Here is a 16,361-nt window from a genome sequence, read left to right on the forward strand (position 1 = left end):
GTAATACAGGATCGAAGTGGCAATTTCCCGTATTACGCTCCGCTAATACGGGCTACGACCCTGTGCCATTCCCTGCTCGAATGAGCCGATATTAAAATGGCTATGCTCAAGGTAACACTATAGTCCCTTCTAAATAAAGTTGGCATGTGCCTGATAATAAAACCCTGTCGTTTCTTATCTCACACCACAACTCGCCCTGACGCTTCCCTCCCTGCAATGCATGAATTGAATTTTTACCTAAACGATTACACCAGTAAGGTGCAATAACGCAATGCGCTGATCCCGTCACAGGATCTTCGGGAACATCACAACCAGGATAAAAACAACGCGAGTAAACATCTGCTCTATTTGTCGGTGCGGATAAAATGATACCCCGGCTGTTTAACTTGCCAATTGCCTGCAGATCTGGATTTGCCTGTGTAACCTCTTCTTCATTATCCAGAATGAACAACATATCAAAAGTACTTTCATAGACTTCCACAGGGTTCACCTTAACCGCTTCTAACAAAGAAGGTGTTGGATCTATTTTAGTATAAGTCAGTGCCGGAAAATCCATTTGTAACAGATCGCCAGCTTTCCTGACACGCAACTCCCCACTTTTGCTACGAAACAGAATTTCATCGTGTTTATAATTTAAAAATTCAAACAAAACAAAAGCACTGGCTAAAGTCGCATGACCACACAAGGCCACCTCAGTATTAGGTGTAAACCAGCGAATTTCATAATGCTCACCTGTCGGAACGATAAAGGCCGTTTCAGAAAGATTATTCTCAGCAGCAATGGATTGCATGAGCTCATCATCCAACCAATGAGTCAAAGGGCAAACCGCAGCCGGATTTCCGCCAAATAATTTACCAGCGAAGGCATCTACCTGATACATCTGTTGCTTCTTCATCAAAACTCCTAAACCAGATTACACCGGCATAGCTTACGCCCCCTTTCCACATTCAGGCAAGTTTTTGTAGCCTGTATTAGCGAAGCGTAATACAGGATCGAAGTGGCAATAACGTGGTCAAGCAATTTCCCGTATTACGCTTCGCTAATACGGGCTACGACACAGTGCCACTCTGGGCAAATGCGATTGATTTCTTTAAAAAAATTGCAGTTCATTTCTTGAGCCTGGTCTTGGTTCAGGCTCTGGAGTGTTTCTTGAGGGCTGTAATAATTTTAGTACACTATCTAATTGCTTTGAAACACCCGCAATCTCTTGTTTAAGATCCTGAACATCTTGCTGCAAATCCTGAACCTGATCTTGCGATACCAAAAAAGCCCGGGCAAATGAACGTTCCATAGACGTTGCATTACGTGCGGTTGTAATGATAGTTTTCATGATATTTAAAATAGAAATATCTCCTTCTTGCCAACTGTAGAGATGCCACAAAAAAGTCATGAACTCATGATCGCATAAAGCCAGAGCCTGAATTTGATGAATGGCCTCCATGTTTTCAAATAATTGAATGAGCATATTAACCAATATTTCCTTACTCTGATGCAAATAATTAAATTCATTCAGGTCTTTAGGTAACAATTTTAATTTTCTAAACACTGTAAGGTGAGCATGTGCAAATAAGACCCGCGCACTTTCGGGAAGAAGAGACAAGGTTGGTTCTTGTTTATCAATCACGTCATTGATGATTTTAATTTTGCTGCTACTCAGAGTCGTGGTAACACTTGACCTTGCTAAAAAGGTCTGTAGTGCTGCTTTATGTTCAAGAGACAAGCCTTCATTTAGCTTTAAAGCGAAACAATCCAGATTTACCGTAAAACCACGGAGAAGCAACCATTCCGCGAATACGAAATTTCTATTCAGAATGTTTTTATAAAATAATTCCTGGCTCGTGTTGTAATTAATATTCAGAAGACGGTTAATAAATGAATTTTTGGGATAAGATGGTGCCAGAGGTATTAATACGTCTTCCAACAACTGAATATCCAGTACGATATTATTTAATAGCTCTGTCTCATCGCTCATCAGTCTCGAAAAAAGAATATGAAACCTGATTTTCTGTCGTTGATTTAATCCTGGCTTGATTCGCCCATAAAGACTCTGAATAACTGTTTTATCTGTAATGACCTGACAGTCCTCAAGACAGTATCCATAACTCCCTGATGAAAAAGAAGATTTAAAAAATAATTCAAATTTATGTTGCGTCAAGGCACTGATAAACCAGGGGTCAAATTCAGTCCTTGCCAATACTAAAGGCATCAAATCAAAATAATATTTGACTACAGAAGCGTTATTTCTTGATTCCACCTTACCGACCATAGAATTCATTAAGTCCGTACAGAAACCAACCGACAGTTGCAAGTCTGCAAACCACTCTTTTCCTTGTGAAAAACCAATCATTCTTGCCAAAAAGTCATCTGGATCAGCCATTAATGGGATATAAGCTGCAAGAACATTTAGCCATTCTTGTCTGTTAGTTAAAAATCGTTCATATCCCTCTAGCTTTGGTTGTTTATCAAGAGGAGTACAACTTATATGTATCAGCAGATATAGATAACAGACACGAGGATTAAGAAATCTGGATGAAATCAAATTTAAGGTGTTTTGACCCAATGCTTGCTGAACAGAAGCAACCATTACAGCCACGTCTTGAGGGGTTGTTGGAAAAGGGGTAACGTTATTTAATATCCAACTTGCACAGTTCGCCTTGTGCTCTTTGTTAATAATAGGAAAGCTTTCTATGCTGGTTAACATAGAGCATGCGTCTGCAACACTACTCGGCACAGGCATGTTATCTAAGCAGTAAAGCAGCACTCTAAAACGAACCGGAATATCATTTAAATTCATACCTGCAGCAAACCGCTTGCATTGTTCCAGAGTCAGTAATTGTTGCGGGATGTTAGTATGTCGTTCTTTTTCTATGAGACGAAAGTGAAGGCTTACAATGAACAAAGTAACTGGCGACATCAATTCAACATAGCCAGAGTAAAAATGGTGCTTCAGGTGCTGGCCATAACTTGTTAGTGAGTAGAAAAACTTATGTAATTTGTTTTCATAAGAAAGAGCATTTACAGCGCTCAGAACCCTATCTCCTGAATCATTGGGATTAAGTCTTTTATAATAAGTAATGAGCAGATCTGCATCAGTTAATAAAGCACGTTTTGCAGGATTTTTGGCTAGAAAATCAATACTCTCCTGAGAAAGAAGAAAGGAGATTTTTAAGAAATAGTTTCTGAAAAGAGTTGCAACCTCTTCAGGTGTTTCACAGAATAATTCAAATACACTGAGGCGTTTATGTGCTTTAGTATGCGCCACATCATAAAGATCAAAATTGTCATGTAACGGCGTCAGCTCGAAAGGTTCTGAATAGACCAAAGCCCAAATAAATTCAGACACTTCGTAAATACCTGTTGGGGTCTGGAATAAAACATTTCTCTTATCTTTTTTATATATGGCGTATTTTTTCATACATTGGCTCACTAAAAAACAAAAACATCTTATTTGATCATACTGAGCACAGTTTATTCTTAATGACTTGATACTTCAGGTTGCCTTAGGCCAATATATAGTTATTCTCGGACAGAAATAATCAAGGGTGGTAGTCTCACTGCCATTAAGAGAATTAATTTAAAAATAGGCGTAGCCTTGATGCAGCGATAGCGTAATCAAGGTTTTCATGCAGTAACCATAGGAAAACCTTGATTACGCTATCGCTGCATCAAGGCTACAGTTTTTTAGATATTTAAATCAAGCTTTTTATCCAGTCGTTACTTCGATGCCGTTCGGGCTGAGGAGAGGCGGTAGCCTCGTCTCGAAGCCTTAGTACAGTGCCAAGGATTCGAGACAGCGCTATCGCGCTCCTCAGCCCGAACGGCATCGAAGTAACGACTGGATAAAGCAATATTCTATTTTTTAGTGAATGAGTCAGGGGCAGGAACCTCTCCTGAATGACTCACAGATGCTGAGTCAGTCTGAAAAAATCGCAGTGATTTCTCTGCTGAATTTTGTCGTGCATCCATGGCTTTTTCGATTAACTGAACCCCATGTGGAATGATCACTCGATATCTGTCTTGAACATTTCGTGATACAGAAGCATATATGTCATGGTTAGGTAACTCAGATCTCAATTGACTCGCCAATTGTTCCGCTTCATCTTGCCCCATTAACTTGGTCACAATTTCAAAATCACCCATTTCCATTCCATTTACCTTAAAACGAGGCTCCAGGGTTTGTTGCTCATCATACGAAAAAGCGTTTGACAGGAGAGAATTGAACAGACTCGGGTAATGTTTAATTAACTCATCAACGCGGATTTTAATCGTCCAATGTGCAGGCTTCGTCATAAAGTGTTTATCTGGGGTTTCCATAGTTATGTTATCGATCTTTGAACCTGTAATTGACTCAAGTGCCTTCCACAATTTTGATCGAATCGCTATAACCTCGTCCTGACTTTTTTGACCTAAATCTAATGCGCATACCATAACATTAGGTTCGGGTATTTGTTCAAGCACTAGATTCACGTCCGTCTTTTCAATCCCTTCGCCCAATTTATCAAGTACCTTTAGTACAACCAATTTGGCTAGTTTTTGCTCATTTGATATTATTGGCTCAGGCATGATTCCATTCTCCATGTATAAATATTATTTTAAGTGTATTTACTTAACATTAAATTGTCAAATAAAAGACAAAAAGACCTTATATTATCAATAGAGTACGTGTAGCCCGGTCTGCTTGCAGCCGGGATCGTACCAGTACAAATCCCGGCTGCAAGCAGACCGGGCTACAAACCCTGCAAACCCGATAAATTTTCTTGCTTCGGAACCCATTGATTTGGATCCGCTATTAATGATTTTCGTCTGCCCTGATTTCCTCGTAAAGCCGACTCAGAAATGGCATGATAAAGGATGAAGGTTTCTCTTCAGCTTTGAGTAAAGTATCTAAAGCGTAACGATTTTCCTCAAGAGGTCGTTGTAAAGCCAAAGGATCGGAATGATGAAACAACGCATACCCCTCATTACCTGCTTTGTAACATGCACGGACCAAGACCAAAGCCTCTCCTTCTCCTGCAGCCAGGTTTTTGGCAAGTTCATTAACAAACAGGTGTAAAGTGTCCGTTCTTTTGATAGCCAACTGACGGCCTCCTTCTGTTTGCAAGAGTTCCGGAAGTTTAAATAATTTGCAATAAAAATGGTCAAGTCCAAACTGTTTATCATCAAGAGGTCGGTTTTTGGCAAAGGGATCTTTTGAGTCATAAGGTTCTCTGTTCAACCTTCCAGAAACATAGAAGGTTCGCATAATTCCAAGAGCACCCAATGCCTCCATCCGATCAGAATCCTGGACAATTTTTGCTTCTATCGTTTCCGGCTGCTTATTAGCAGAGAAACTGTGCGCCTCGATCGCATGCCCCACAGAGTCCAATTTCTCTTCTGGAAAACCCATTTCACGTAAAATTTCCTTAGCCTTCAAAGCCGCTAAAAGCGAAGACTTGTTATTATCAGGATGATTTTTGGGAAGGCTCACAATATCATGGAAATAAGCTGCTGCCAAAATAACAAGGGAATCAGCTATCTCTTGTTCTAATGCTGCGATTCTCCTGGCTGTATGTGCCACCCGCCGAAAATGGTCAAGGTCATGGGAGGCATCGTCATGCTCAGAGCATGACTCTGTTAAATACTCCGTAAAAACCCTCTCCCAAACATTCATAATTATCTCCAGATTGAAGCACAATACAACCAACAACCAATGGGGTCAGCCCTAAGTTAACGTGGAAGATTGATTTAGAGAATTAATTTAAAACAGGCGTAGCCTTGATGCAGCGACAGCGTAATCAAGGTTTTCATACAGTAAGGCTTAAAGACCATAAGAAAACCTTGATTACGCTGTCGCTGCATCAAGGCTACAGTTTTTTATATATTTAAATCAATCGATTATTCCTTAACTTGTTCGCTTGCATACTCGTCACTCAGCTGAGTCCTAATAGCATTTTTTTCATTTGTATAACCTCCTTGTTATAAGAATTCACGTACCAGCATACCCTATAAAGAAAAAAAATAAAGGATATCCAAAATGGGATATCACTAAGAAAATTATTCACTGAAACAGGACTCCTTTTTCACTCACGTATTAAATCATTAAAAAACATCATGCTCACAAAAAACTCATTGTTATTTTTTTTATTCTCTATGACAATCGCATTTTTATTAAATAGATGGAGTAGTTATGGGTAAGAAAGTTGCAGCACTATTAGCGGAATTAGCTGAATTAGAACCATTAGAGTCACAAATAGCTGAACGCTTATGGATCCACTCATCAGATGCAGTAGATTTAGAAGGCACTGTATTGACTGACCTAAAGATAAAAGAACGGGTTGCGCAATTAGCTGATGAGATAGTTAAAACTTATCCTGATGAACGCCCGGTATTAGTCAGCTTAATGGATGGTGCCGTACCATTCGCTAATCTATTGTGCGAGGCTTTAAAAAAACGCAATTACCACTTCACTCCTACTACTATGTCAGTAAGCAGTTATGGCCATGAATTGGTTTCCGGGGATATTAAAACAGGGGCATTACCTAAAGTGCCTTTGATGGGTAGACACGTTATTATTGTTGATGACGTGTGTGACACAGGTAAAACCTTAGGAACTATTATTGACCAATTTAAATTCCAATATGCCAAGAGCATTAAATCAATAGTTTTGGTCGACAAAGTTCAGGATAGGCCGTTGGGCGCTAGTGCTGATTTAGCTGGATTCAGATTGGACAAAAAAGCCTTTGTTATTGGCATGGGTTTGGATTACCTGAGTGAATTAAGGGATAAAGATTCGATACGTGCGGCTAATCCAGAGTTTTTACCTAAGGATGAAGAAATAATAGCCTTGAAGCGATTAAAAGAAATCAGACAAATATTGGGTCAAATTGCAGAACAAAAGCGAACCAAAAAATTGACTGCGCCTGGAGATAACTCTCTATTCGCTTCAACATCAGCTATTGTTGCCCGAGCACCAGAAGTCACTTCGACCATGGGGCCTACTCAATAAATCCCATCCACGCATTCTTACATCCCGCGGACAAGCCGCGGGACGGCGGAGCTCCTTAAGTTTACCTGAGTTATGGATAAGAAGCTTGTTTTATCCAGTCGTTACATCGATGCCGTTCGGGCTGAGGAAGCAATGGGGTCAGACTCGAATGGCACTAAGTTAAGCTTCAAAATCCAATCTGTAGCCCGGTCTGCTTGCAGCCGGGATCGATCTAAGGTACATATGGAGCCAAAAATGCTGATGAATGCATCAGAGATTAAGCTCACAAGACTGAATAATGACCTCTTCAATCTCGTCCAGCTTTTTACTGGTATCTGTTTGATGAACAAAGAAAAAAGAACGATTATTGGCGAGATTTATGGCTCCTTTCACTACCAATCCAATACCTAAGGTACCAATTGCCAAAAGGAAATTGAATAGAAACTCAGACCAGCCCCTGTGTTTATCCAGTTCATTTCTTGAACGGCCAATATGCTGTTCACATTTGTTTTTAAACTTTTCGAAGTGCTCTGCACTTGATTCTTGCTGGAAATAAATCGTTCCGGCTTTATCTAATTTTTTATAAAGTTTTAATGCTACGCTATAAGCCTCTGGCTCTCCACGCCTGTTCAGTTCTTCTGCTTTGTCACGCAGCTTCTTAAGACTTTTTTTAAAGATTCGGTGATGTTCTTCTTTGTGACTTTTCTGAGATTGATTGGAATCTTGGCGCAACTGTTCTTGGCCTAATTGCTCTTGTCGTAGTTCCTCTCTGCGTGTGTTTGCTAATTGAGCAGTAGCCCGGGCAAATAATTCATTAAATTGTCTTTTTACTGATATTTGATTGAAGCCAGAGAGCACTTCCCTTATTTCTGAAAATCCTCCTGACAGCTCTACTTCAGTGAGCACTGCCCGATAATTTCTTTTATAGTCATCAGCTGAGGATGAAGGAACTGTATTTACTTCGCTGAACTTAAATAAGGTCAATGTAGTTGACGTTCCCAAGGCTAAAGAGGTTGGTATTGGTTTGATGCAATGTATCAAGATCTCAAAAATTGAGTTATCTCCGTGATGCACAATTGCTTTTATGTAATCATGCAAATGGGGATAACGAGTCAATGATTCTTGAATTTTTTCCTGAGTCAGAGGTTTTTCCAAAACATGCAAATCAGTAATCAAATCAATTAAGTTATTGTGAAGAAGTTCTTCTGCCAGCTCCTTAACTTCTGCTTCGGGTAATGCTCCTATTTCACGATGAACAACGGTAGTGTAAGCATGCAGCAATGTATGTTCAGGCTCACTTAATCCCTCTTCAATTCTATGTTTGAAAGCATCCCTTTCCTCAGGCGAAACGAGGATAGAACCACGGATGTCTTCATTGGAATAAAACTCATTTTGTTGTCCTTTTACCCATCGCATGGCTTGTTTAAATCCATTATACCCCCCACATTCAAGCGAGTTACTCAAGGTAACGCCATGAGGTTTTAATAAAGGTTGATATAAGCCTAAATAAGCACTACTAAAACAGCTGCCCAAGATCACTGCTGAGCATTTTATATTTTTTTGGTGGATTATTTTGGTGATCTCTTCCAAGTGCTCCCTAGTGAGATTACTCGAACCCACATGAGGTGAGCCATGGCCGCCGCCAAGATACATCAGATCAAAGTCTGTATTGGCAGGTATTGCCTCCAGTTTTGCTGTTATGTAACGAACGGCACTCGCATTGATTCTTCCGCCATCTTCCAATCCATTCATATGATAGATAATATGGCTTCCTGTCTTCTCTTTAACGAGTTTATAGACATAATCACGTACTGGTTCCCTTTTAAATAAAGACAGTGCTTCCTGCCTGTCTTGCTCAGAAGGAGTGGCGCGCATCAATAGGAGTAATCTATTAAACTCTGAGGGAGCTTGTTCATCTGGCTCAAAACCTTCCATAGCATTCTTTAGATCATCATATTGAAGGCCTTCAACATTTCTTATAATCAGAGCTTTTCTAAGTATTGGGGCTGCGGAGCTTAAGCCTATTTTTTTGAACTTTTCTGGTAACTCCGTGGCTGTCATTTTTATGCCATAATAATCGCGGCTTTCTTCCTTAAACCCAAGGTTTTTATAAAATTGTATTGCCTTGGCATTATGAGCATCAACGTGCAATTTTACTGAAAAAGGTCTGTTCCTTTTTTGAGAATTCTCAAATTCTTGTAACATCACTCTTTCCATAAGTGTTGTGCCCACGCCGCGTTTTGCTATTCTGGGATCAGAGCCAAGATTACTAATGTAAGTATGATCCTCCACCTGCGTTGCAAAAATATAACCAATTATGGCATCAGGTTCTTCTTCATCAGAAAAGACATAACAGCTTTCTTCGTTAAAAAACTGGTCAAAATCACTGTCAGTCCATCCCCCCTGAGGGTCTACAGTATTGAAAATAATTTTATCTAAAGCGAGAATCTGATCTTTATCGCTGCTGGTCAAATAACGTATAGGCATGGATATTTACGAAATGAATAAAAGGAACACTATAACAAAGAAAAATTAACAAATTATTAGATCAGCCCTATTGTTGCAATACTCCAGGGTCAAGCCTGAATGGCACTTACTTAAGCTGTTTGCGTAGCCCGGTCTGCTTGCAGCCGGGAATGGAGACTTGGTTAAAACTTAGATTGTGTAACGATCGTCAGTCCCTGTCAGTATAACTGTTCCGCTTCCTCACGGTCGCGGCTCGGTTTTCGTGCGTTCGTATCTACTTCATCCTGCACCGGAAACCGAGCCGCGACCGTCAGGAAGCGGAAGTTTTGTTGCGGCACAAAACCTGATTTAGTGCCATTAGGAGGGTATTAGATTTTGGCTTGATGTCCTCTGGGAAAATGACTGGTCATCTCAAAGAGTTATCTGGATACCATTCTCTGCACAAGACTCAATGTGGTTTTTCGATAAACGGCCAAAAAAGGTGTTTCGGTTCCTGACTACTGACGACACACATCGCACCGCATCAATGTAAGCGCCCGGCTCATCTCTGGCAATCGCCGCAATCATAGTCTGTAATGACGGCATGCAATCGTTCACCAATGCGCAAGCATCGGTTATCTCACTATTCGGCAGATAGTACCACCGATAATTCAACGAACGTTGGTTTAACAGCAAAGGTGCCAATATTAACAAGGAGGCCACGCTACCAAAACGCTGGCTGAATAATTTGCTATAAGATTCCAGCAGCTTGGATTCGATACTCAACAAACTGACCAGTAAAGTCTGTTGTTCGTTATCGTTTAAAATAGCGAACTGCAGTACGAAATCAAGTTTACTCAGCAGAGCCGGACCAACAGGCTGATCCGATTTATCAATCAATTGCGCCTTGATGCTACCCAGTTGTTCTCCCAGACAATATGCATAGGCATCACTGACCCGTGTATGGTGTGGTTGATAGCACAGGTAAGACAGCACGTCCCAAGTCCAACGTTGCATTCTCTCCTCACGGGGATACACCATGTAAGATGCCAGTTGCTCCTCGTTAAAGAATGCTTCGGCCAACTGCAAAGATGAAAATGCGGTACAGTTTATCTCATGAGCCTTCATGATTGCCTTCAATTGCCCAAACAAACGCTGAAAACGCTCATCAATTAATGTCTTGCCTTGACACCAGAGCTCAGTCGACATTTGTTCATTGAAATAATAAGGCAAAAGATACATGTAGTACGCAAAACGCACATCGTGAAGAACAAATTCCTGACATACACCCGCATAAAATGGCGCCATCGTGGCTTGTATGGACAAAAAAATTAATTCTTCAGGATGTTCCTGATGTGTCACAGCAAAAGCTGAAATACGCTCCTGAAAATCAGATTGACGTTGGGTCAATAATGGATAAGCAACACCAGACTGCTGCCCTATCGCTATCAGCGCACTGCCAAACAGGCAACACCCTGATGCCACTTTACCTATGCCCTGTTTTGCTGTTTTCATCTCCAGGTGACAATAAAGGCCCTGTTGATTGTCAGTATAAACCGGTAAAAAACTATATTGGCTTTTTAATCTCCTGACCGCTGCCGTACCTGGAGTTATATAAAGTCCCCGGCGTCTTCCCGTATTACTGAGATCGAGTAAAGGCAGGTATTCCAGCTCATCAAACAAGGGATGTTTAAAGGGATATAACTGAAATAACTGCTGCCAACTCTGTAACTGTCGCTGAATACCGTCCTTTGGCAAGGCAGCTACTTGAGTAAGTTGAAACCCGATATTGCCACCCGCATAAAATGGGCGGCTCAACGGATTCATTACGCTGAGAAACCCCTGTGGTGCCAAAAAGCTGTCCTGTAACAAAGAAAAGAAATGTCGCGTCTGAATGGCATGTGGAATCAGTTCATGGGGATGGCTGTTTAACAGGGACGCTGCCAGTTTCTGCTGTTCCGGCGTCAACGAAATATTCAAAGGTTCAAGACGAATCCCTGGAAACATGCTTCTTAAAATCATCCCGACCTGCCCTTCATGCAATTGCCACTGTGCTGCCGGAACTTGTAACAGCAGATTAATAATGTATTTCAGCCATGGTTGAGCCAAATGCTCCTCCAATGTCCTGTTTTCGGGGATCGAGTATAGATCAAACTGCTTTGGCAGAAAGCTTCTCTTTTCCCAAAGATGAAGATCAAAGATGTGCCGCCAGCCGCCCATTAATGCCAGACCTTGAGCCAGTTGCAGACCACTCTCTAATGATCTGTCGAGACGCTCAGGTTGAAATACCCGAATCAAACAGGCTTGTCCTACCTGAGGCAGGCCACCATCAGAGCCAACAAAGGAACAGATCCAATCCCTTTTCACAGAAAGATGATCACTGAATAAACTGAAAATAAAGTTGAGTTCACACTTTGTAAAAACACGCATTTTAAAACAGGCATCAGGATCCGTTGAAGAAGATAAGATGAAATCTGATGCCTCATTCCCGAGTTGGGACAAATACTGGATCACGCTAAAGAGACGCGCAAGCAAGTCGGCACTTACCTCATCATAATCAACCCCCATTTTTACCATATTACTCAAAAAATGACTCAAAAACAGGATATCAACTGGATGTGGATTTTCATTAAGAATCAGCTCAACAACAATATCAAAACGTCCTCTGAACAGCGTCAGCAGACCCAAGCCATAGCGTGGACAGAAAGAATCATTATGAGGGGGATTGATCAGCCTCATCAAACAATGTACCAAAAAATGATTATCCCCAAAAAGCGTAGCAAATCGCTCATGCCTTACATAACCATACTCATCTTGAAGCCAATGCCAGTCCGGCAGGTTGCGTTGATACTCATCCCAATACCACTTTTTCACCAGTTCCCAGGAAGCTTCAAAATATGAATAAAATTCAGCAAAAACAGGCGATTGATGCTGTTTTAATATACGGATATTGTTGATCAACGCATCCTCATCACCGTGGATCAGGTGATCTGCCAAATGAAAGCGTATTGCCCCGAGGTTATTGGGATATTGCCGTTTTGGTCGAAGTTTTGAATAGTGTCTGACAAGACTGCTGTCATCTGGAACCAGTCCAACACCGGGAAAATGAAGCAGGGGTGGAAATACCGCACGTATAGGTGCGTTGTTAAAAAGCACAGAAAACAAGGGAATCAGATCCTTTAATCCTTGATCAAGTGATCTTTTTAACACCAAAAGTCTGGCCAGATGAAATGCAATTGCATTCCAGTCTGCCAAGGATATTCGTTCAAGTCTTGATGAACCATCATGGTTTTTCAGAAGACGAGAATAGACGCCAAATGGCGCTACACCAATGGGATAAGAAGCTAAGTCCTCTTTTTTTACCATAACCAATCACAAACAAAACAATCTAGATTAGGGCGTATTATACTAAAACAACACCTAAATTGTGCATTTTTTTTATACTTCAGGTTCAAGCCGGAATGGCACTTACTCAAGATGCTTTTGTAGCCCGGTCTGCTTGCAGCCGGGAATGGAGACTTGGTTAAAACTTTGGTTGTGTCACGAGCGTCAGTTCCCGGCTGCAAGCAACAAAAATTCCGCTTCCTCACGGTCGCGGCTCGGTTTCCGGTGCACGATGAAGTCAATACAAACACACGAAAACCGAGCCGCGACCGTGAGGAAGCGGAACAGTGATACTGGCAGGAACACGGTTTCTGCTCTGACCCCATGGATGGCTACACATCGGTTGACAAATCAATGAGGGGTGATAAAAGGCATCATAACGATAAACTAAGATCAACAAGAGCCTGCGATACCTGATTTAACTCTCGCCGTAACTGCTCAGCCCGCTCATGCCAATAGCTCACATTTCCATCCCCTTTGCTAGACATATTCGCTAACTGAATGGTATAGGTTTCAAATAAATATCGGAAATCGGCTGGAATAGAATCTAGCATCACAGTGATACCCTTTGCAGTTGCCTTCCCTAGATCAGCCCGATCACGCGTTGCACGTCGCCAGTAACTTACATTCCCTTTACCACGATCTTTTTTTTCTGTTGCAATTTGTGCGGTTGCCTGGAAGAAAGTAGTAATATCGACCTGTCCTTTTATATGCTCTGATATTCTTTTTATTTGTGAGGCGACTTCTTTAATAACATTTGCTGTTTTTTTCGCTTTACGCTCCCAAAAGTGAACATTCCCTTTTTCATCTTTTATTTCCAGGTCAGCAAGTCTTGCTGCCAAATGTTCCAAGATGACTCGATCAGGCCCTTCATCCATTTTGCTTGCCAGAGTAACAAGCGCACCAGAAATACGCCAGGCAGCATGGATAAAATCGGTATGTGCCCGCATCCAATATCCGGGGTCAGCACTAGAACCATCCACATCGATACCTTTGGTTATTATCGTTGCCAGTGCATTCAAGGTAATGGTGTTTGAGACATTAATCGATGAAATGCTTTGTTGTGCTTCTACTCTAGCTGGCGTCACAGTCTTTGTTGCATTTTCAGTACGACTTATCCCACTGGCAAAAGACAATTGAACAATAAGAAAACCTAAGATGACCGTGAATTTATTCATAACAATCCTTGTTTAGAGAACAGCATGGTAGATCAGAACAGGCTTGTAGTCAAAAGGGTCTGTGACCAAACCGAGCCACGTAAGTCTGATATCTGATAATAGCCAATCATTTATTCAACTTATTTGCGTGCACGGATAGAATAAACCATAGGTATCTTGCCTTCTAAACCTTTTATTCGCCAATAACCATCATCGCCTTCTACTAAGTTAGGAAAACAGGGAAAAGGAGAGTAATTAAATTCATTGAATAATTCTATTTTTAAACCTTGCGAAATTAACGCATTGATTACTTCACTCAGACTATGATTCCAACCATATTCTTTGCCTTGTATTGTAGCGTCTCCATCTGTATAAGTTTTTTCTATTTCTAATTCAATGAGCTCATGATTATCATAATGGTATTTAATGAACTCCATATTATCATCAAACATAAATACAATGGGATGAAATTCAGCAATATAAAATATGCCGCCTGGTTTTAGAAAATGAGCGATGATATTTGCCCAATGATCCAAATCTGGTAGCCAACCGATTACTCCATATGAAGTAAAAACGACATCAAAAGTCCCTTCTAAATTACTTTTGAGATCATACACATTACTACAAATGAAATTGGCATTTAACTGTAAATCAGTGGTTAATTGCTTTGCAACTTCAATGGCTTTATCACTAAAATCTATTCCTGTAACAATTGCTCCCTCCCTTGCCCATGAAAGAGTATCCATTCCAAAATGACATTGTAAATGGAGTAGCGTTTTATCCATAACATCTGGTAATTCTTTTCTTTCAATAGCAGAAATGAGAGATGACTTACCTGCCTTAAATGAATTGAGATCATAAAATGTTGAATCTTTATGAATGTTGACACGTTGATTCCAGGTATTTTTGTTGACTTCAAAGTAATTTTTATAAAGTTCCATCTGTTAGCTCCCTTAGCGAGAATAGATCCGATATTGACCATACAAAGTCAACTCTATTTTCATATAACGTTCGCTCAATTAAGGCATCCTATCCAATGTATTAACCTCTGTGCAACCATGCAAAAACCTGTGTTAATTGCTTGAAATAGTCTTCGTCACAACCATCTTCCAAAGCCCATGTCCATGAAAGTACCGCCTGTACAAAACACCAATCAAGAATTCGTCGTTCTTTTATATGAGGAAACGCGTGAATGGGGGGTAGCGGTGCCTGATGTAATCGTTTTAAACAGTCACACGCAATGTGAATTGCATCATTATCCTGTTCAGGAAAGTACGATTTTAATGAAACTCCTGGAACAGCACGTTCAAGAAGAAGCATCCCACCACATTCTGCCAGCACTTTAACAACCCCAAATCCTGAAAACGCTTTAAGTGCCAAAGCTTCACGTTTGAATCCATCAATATCTGGACCCAGTTTTAAGATAACAGGCTGTGACTCTTGAAAACCAGAGAGTACGTAATTGTAGCTTAGGTTTTTAACTGCCTTTAATCCGGATAACCCATAGGACATTTCCATTTGCTTAATCAGCTCTGGCAAGGAATCCAGCCATTGTTTACCTTCATCGCCACATTGGCTGATTACATTTTTTTTTAGTACCTTCATTGTCATAATCCTAAAAAAATCACTATTTATTTGAGATGACATGCACAACTTCAAAGGATTAATAAAACTGGCAGAATTTAATCCTTCCCCACAATTTCAATATGGTGTCTTTAATATTTCTGCTATATTTAAAGCACCAACAACTTAATGGATGCAGTCATGAAAAAAATATGTTTGATCATTTTATTCTCTATCGTTTCCTTTAATATAAATGCTCAATGCAAAAATCTAACCAGTGAAGATGTTGAAACTTGGCTGGGCACAGCATTAAGAACAACATTTTTATTTAGTTATTGTGACTATAAAACGCGGCTTACTAAAGCGAAAACATTTTATACAGATGAAGCATGGACCGACGAATATCAAAAGATGGTTTTACGTAATGTTGTCGGAGTTGAAGGTATATCAAACATTGTTTGGATTAATCATCCCAAACCAGTTAAAAGTAAGTCCGGAGATACCTGGGTTATTCAAGGTCAAAAATTAAACATTAATACATTTGCTATCGACTCAGCAGGTTTTGTAGAAACCACCATGACATTTTATATAACACAGTCTAAAGATTGCAAATTAAAAATATCTGATATTAAATTTGAAACGAAGTAAACATACGGCCAAATACACCTACCAGTAAAATAAAAGTTAAACTGAGTCTACCAAAGTGCCGCAGCTTGTCCGCGGCATCCAGAAAGTTCTTAATTTAAGCAATAATTTAATTATTTGGATAGATTCCTGGATACCGCGGACAAGCCGCGGTACGGAGGTATGTTATTTTGAGTCAATTAAATTATGTGTCGATTCCTCAG

General features: G+C 40.4%; 11 protein-coding genes. 2 read left to right on the forward strand and 9 right to left on the reverse strand.

The window, feature by feature from the left end:
* Positions 1-106: 106 nt before the first annotated feature.
* The 4 genes from B094_RS0105380 to B094_RS15765 all read right to left on the reverse strand — a co-directional run bounded on the left by B094_RS0105380 (position 107) and on the right by B094_RS15765 (position 5,650).
* On the reverse strand, positions 107-895 hold the full coding sequence (locus tag B094_RS0105380) for a PhzF family phenazine biosynthesis protein (RefSeq protein ID WP_018576779.1): 789 nt from the start codon (positions 893-895) through the stop codon (positions 107-109).
* A gap of 195 nt (positions 896-1,090) precedes the next feature.
* The gene (locus tag B094_RS0105385) at positions 1,091-3,415 is read right to left on the reverse strand and encodes a hypothetical protein (RefSeq protein ID WP_018576780.1); all 2,325 of its coding nucleotides are present in this window, start codon (positions 3,413-3,415) and stop codon (positions 1,091-1,093) included.
* A gap of 437 nt (positions 3,416-3,852) precedes the next feature.
* Complete coding sequence (locus B094_RS0105390; RefSeq protein ID WP_018576781.1) at positions 3,853-4,563, reverse strand: hypothetical protein; 711 nt, start codon at positions 4,561-4,563, stop codon at positions 3,853-3,855.
* 226 nt (positions 4,564-4,789) lie between these two features.
* Positions 4,790-5,650: an HD domain-containing protein gene (locus tag B094_RS15765; RefSeq protein WP_018576782.1), complete on the reverse strand. Its 861-nt coding sequence runs from the start codon at positions 5,648-5,650 to the stop codon at positions 4,790-4,792.
* A 516-nt stretch (positions 5,651-6,166) separates the two neighbouring features.
* Between B094_RS15765 and B094_RS0105405 the strand changes: the two genes are divergently transcribed.
* Complete coding sequence (locus B094_RS0105405; RefSeq protein WP_018576784.1) at positions 6,167-6,985, forward strand: phosphoribosyltransferase; 819 nt, start codon at positions 6,167-6,169, stop codon at positions 6,983-6,985.
* A gap of 249 nt (positions 6,986-7,234) precedes the next feature.
* Here B094_RS0105405 and B094_RS15770 read toward each other — a convergent pair whose 3' ends face one another.
* From B094_RS15770 to B094_RS0105430, 5 genes are all read right to left on the reverse strand, one after another.
* The gene (locus B094_RS15770; protein ID WP_018576785.1) at positions 7,235-9,451 is read right to left on the reverse strand and encodes a GNAT family N-acetyltransferase; all 2,217 of its coding nucleotides are present in this window, start codon (positions 9,449-9,451) and stop codon (positions 7,235-7,237) included.
* Between the two features lie 390 nt (positions 9,452-9,841).
* Positions 9,842-12,775: a hypothetical protein gene (locus B094_RS0105415; protein WP_018576786.1), complete on the reverse strand. Its 2,934-nt coding sequence runs from the start codon at positions 12,773-12,775 to the stop codon at positions 9,842-9,844.
* Positions 12,776-13,167: 392 nt separating this feature from the next.
* Positions 13,168-13,971, reverse strand: coding sequence for a hypothetical protein (locus tag B094_RS0105420; RefSeq protein WP_018576787.1), 804 nt, complete (start codon positions 13,969-13,971; stop codon positions 13,168-13,170).
* A gap of 119 nt (positions 13,972-14,090) precedes the next feature.
* Positions 14,091-14,891 (reverse strand): class I SAM-dependent methyltransferase, encoded by an 801-nt coding sequence (locus B094_RS0105425; protein ID WP_018576788.1) that lies wholly within the window; start codon positions 14,889-14,891, stop codon positions 14,091-14,093.
* A 100-nt stretch (positions 14,892-14,991) separates the two neighbouring features.
* A complete protein-coding gene (locus B094_RS0105430) occupies positions 14,992-15,555 on the reverse strand; it encodes an aminoglycoside phosphotransferase family protein (RefSeq protein ID WP_018576789.1) in 564 nt (187 codons plus the stop codon).
* Positions 15,556-15,714: 159 nt separating this feature from the next.
* Here B094_RS0105430 and B094_RS0105435 point away from each other — a divergent pair, with 159 nt between their 5' ends.
* Positions 15,715-16,161 carry a hypothetical protein gene (locus B094_RS0105435; protein ID WP_018576790.1) on the forward strand — a complete coding sequence of 149 codons (447 nt, stop codon included), beginning with the start codon at positions 15,715-15,717 and terminating at the stop codon, positions 16,159-16,161.
* Positions 16,162-16,361: the final 200 nt, after the last annotated feature.

It is taken from the genome of Legionella shakespearei DSM 23087, assembly GCF_000373765.1.
In the GTDB taxonomy this organism is placed as follows: domain Bacteria; phylum Pseudomonadota; class Gammaproteobacteria; order Legionellales; family Legionellaceae; genus Legionella; species Legionella shakespearei.

Bases quoted from the DNA above. Each gene is read 5' to 3' on its own strand.
- B094_RS0105380 (WP_018576779.1), bottom strand. From the start codon at position 895: ATGAAGAAGCAACAGATGTATCAGGTAGATGCCTTCGCTGGTAAATTA.
- B094_RS0105385 (WP_018576780.1), bottom strand. From the start codon at position 3,415: ATGAAAAAATACGCCATATATAAAAAAGATAAGAGAAATGTTTTATTC.
- B094_RS0105390 (WP_018576781.1), bottom strand. From the start codon at position 4,563: ATGCCTGAGCCAATAATATCAAATGAGCAAAAACTAGCCAAATTGGTT.
- B094_RS15765 (WP_018576782.1), bottom strand. From the start codon at position 5,650: ATGAATGTTTGGGAGAGGGTTTTTACGGAGTATTTAACAGAGTCATGC.
- B094_RS0105405 (WP_018576784.1), top strand. From the start codon at position 6,167: ATGGGTAAGAAAGTTGCAGCACTATTAGCGGAATTAGCTGAATTAGAA.
- B094_RS15770 (WP_018576785.1), bottom strand. From the start codon at position 9,451: ATGCCTATACGTTATTTGACCAGCAGCGATAAAGATCAGATTCTCGCT.
- B094_RS0105415 (WP_018576786.1), bottom strand. From the start codon at position 12,775: ATGGTAAAAAAAGAGGACTTAGCTTCTTATCCCATTGGTGTAGCGCCA.
- B094_RS0105420 (WP_018576787.1), bottom strand. From the start codon at position 13,971: ATGAATAAATTCACGGTCATCTTAGGTTTTCTTATTGTTCAATTGTCT.
- B094_RS0105425 (WP_018576788.1), bottom strand. From the start codon at position 14,891: ATGGAACTTTATAAAAATTACTTTGAAGTCAACAAAAATACCTGGAAT.
- B094_RS0105430 (WP_018576789.1), bottom strand. From the start codon at position 15,555: ATGAAGGTACTAAAAAAAAATGTAATCAGCCAATGTGGCGATGAAGGT.
- B094_RS0105435 (WP_018576790.1), top strand. From the start codon at position 15,715: ATGAAAAAAATATGTTTGATCATTTTATTCTCTATCGTTTCCTTTAAT.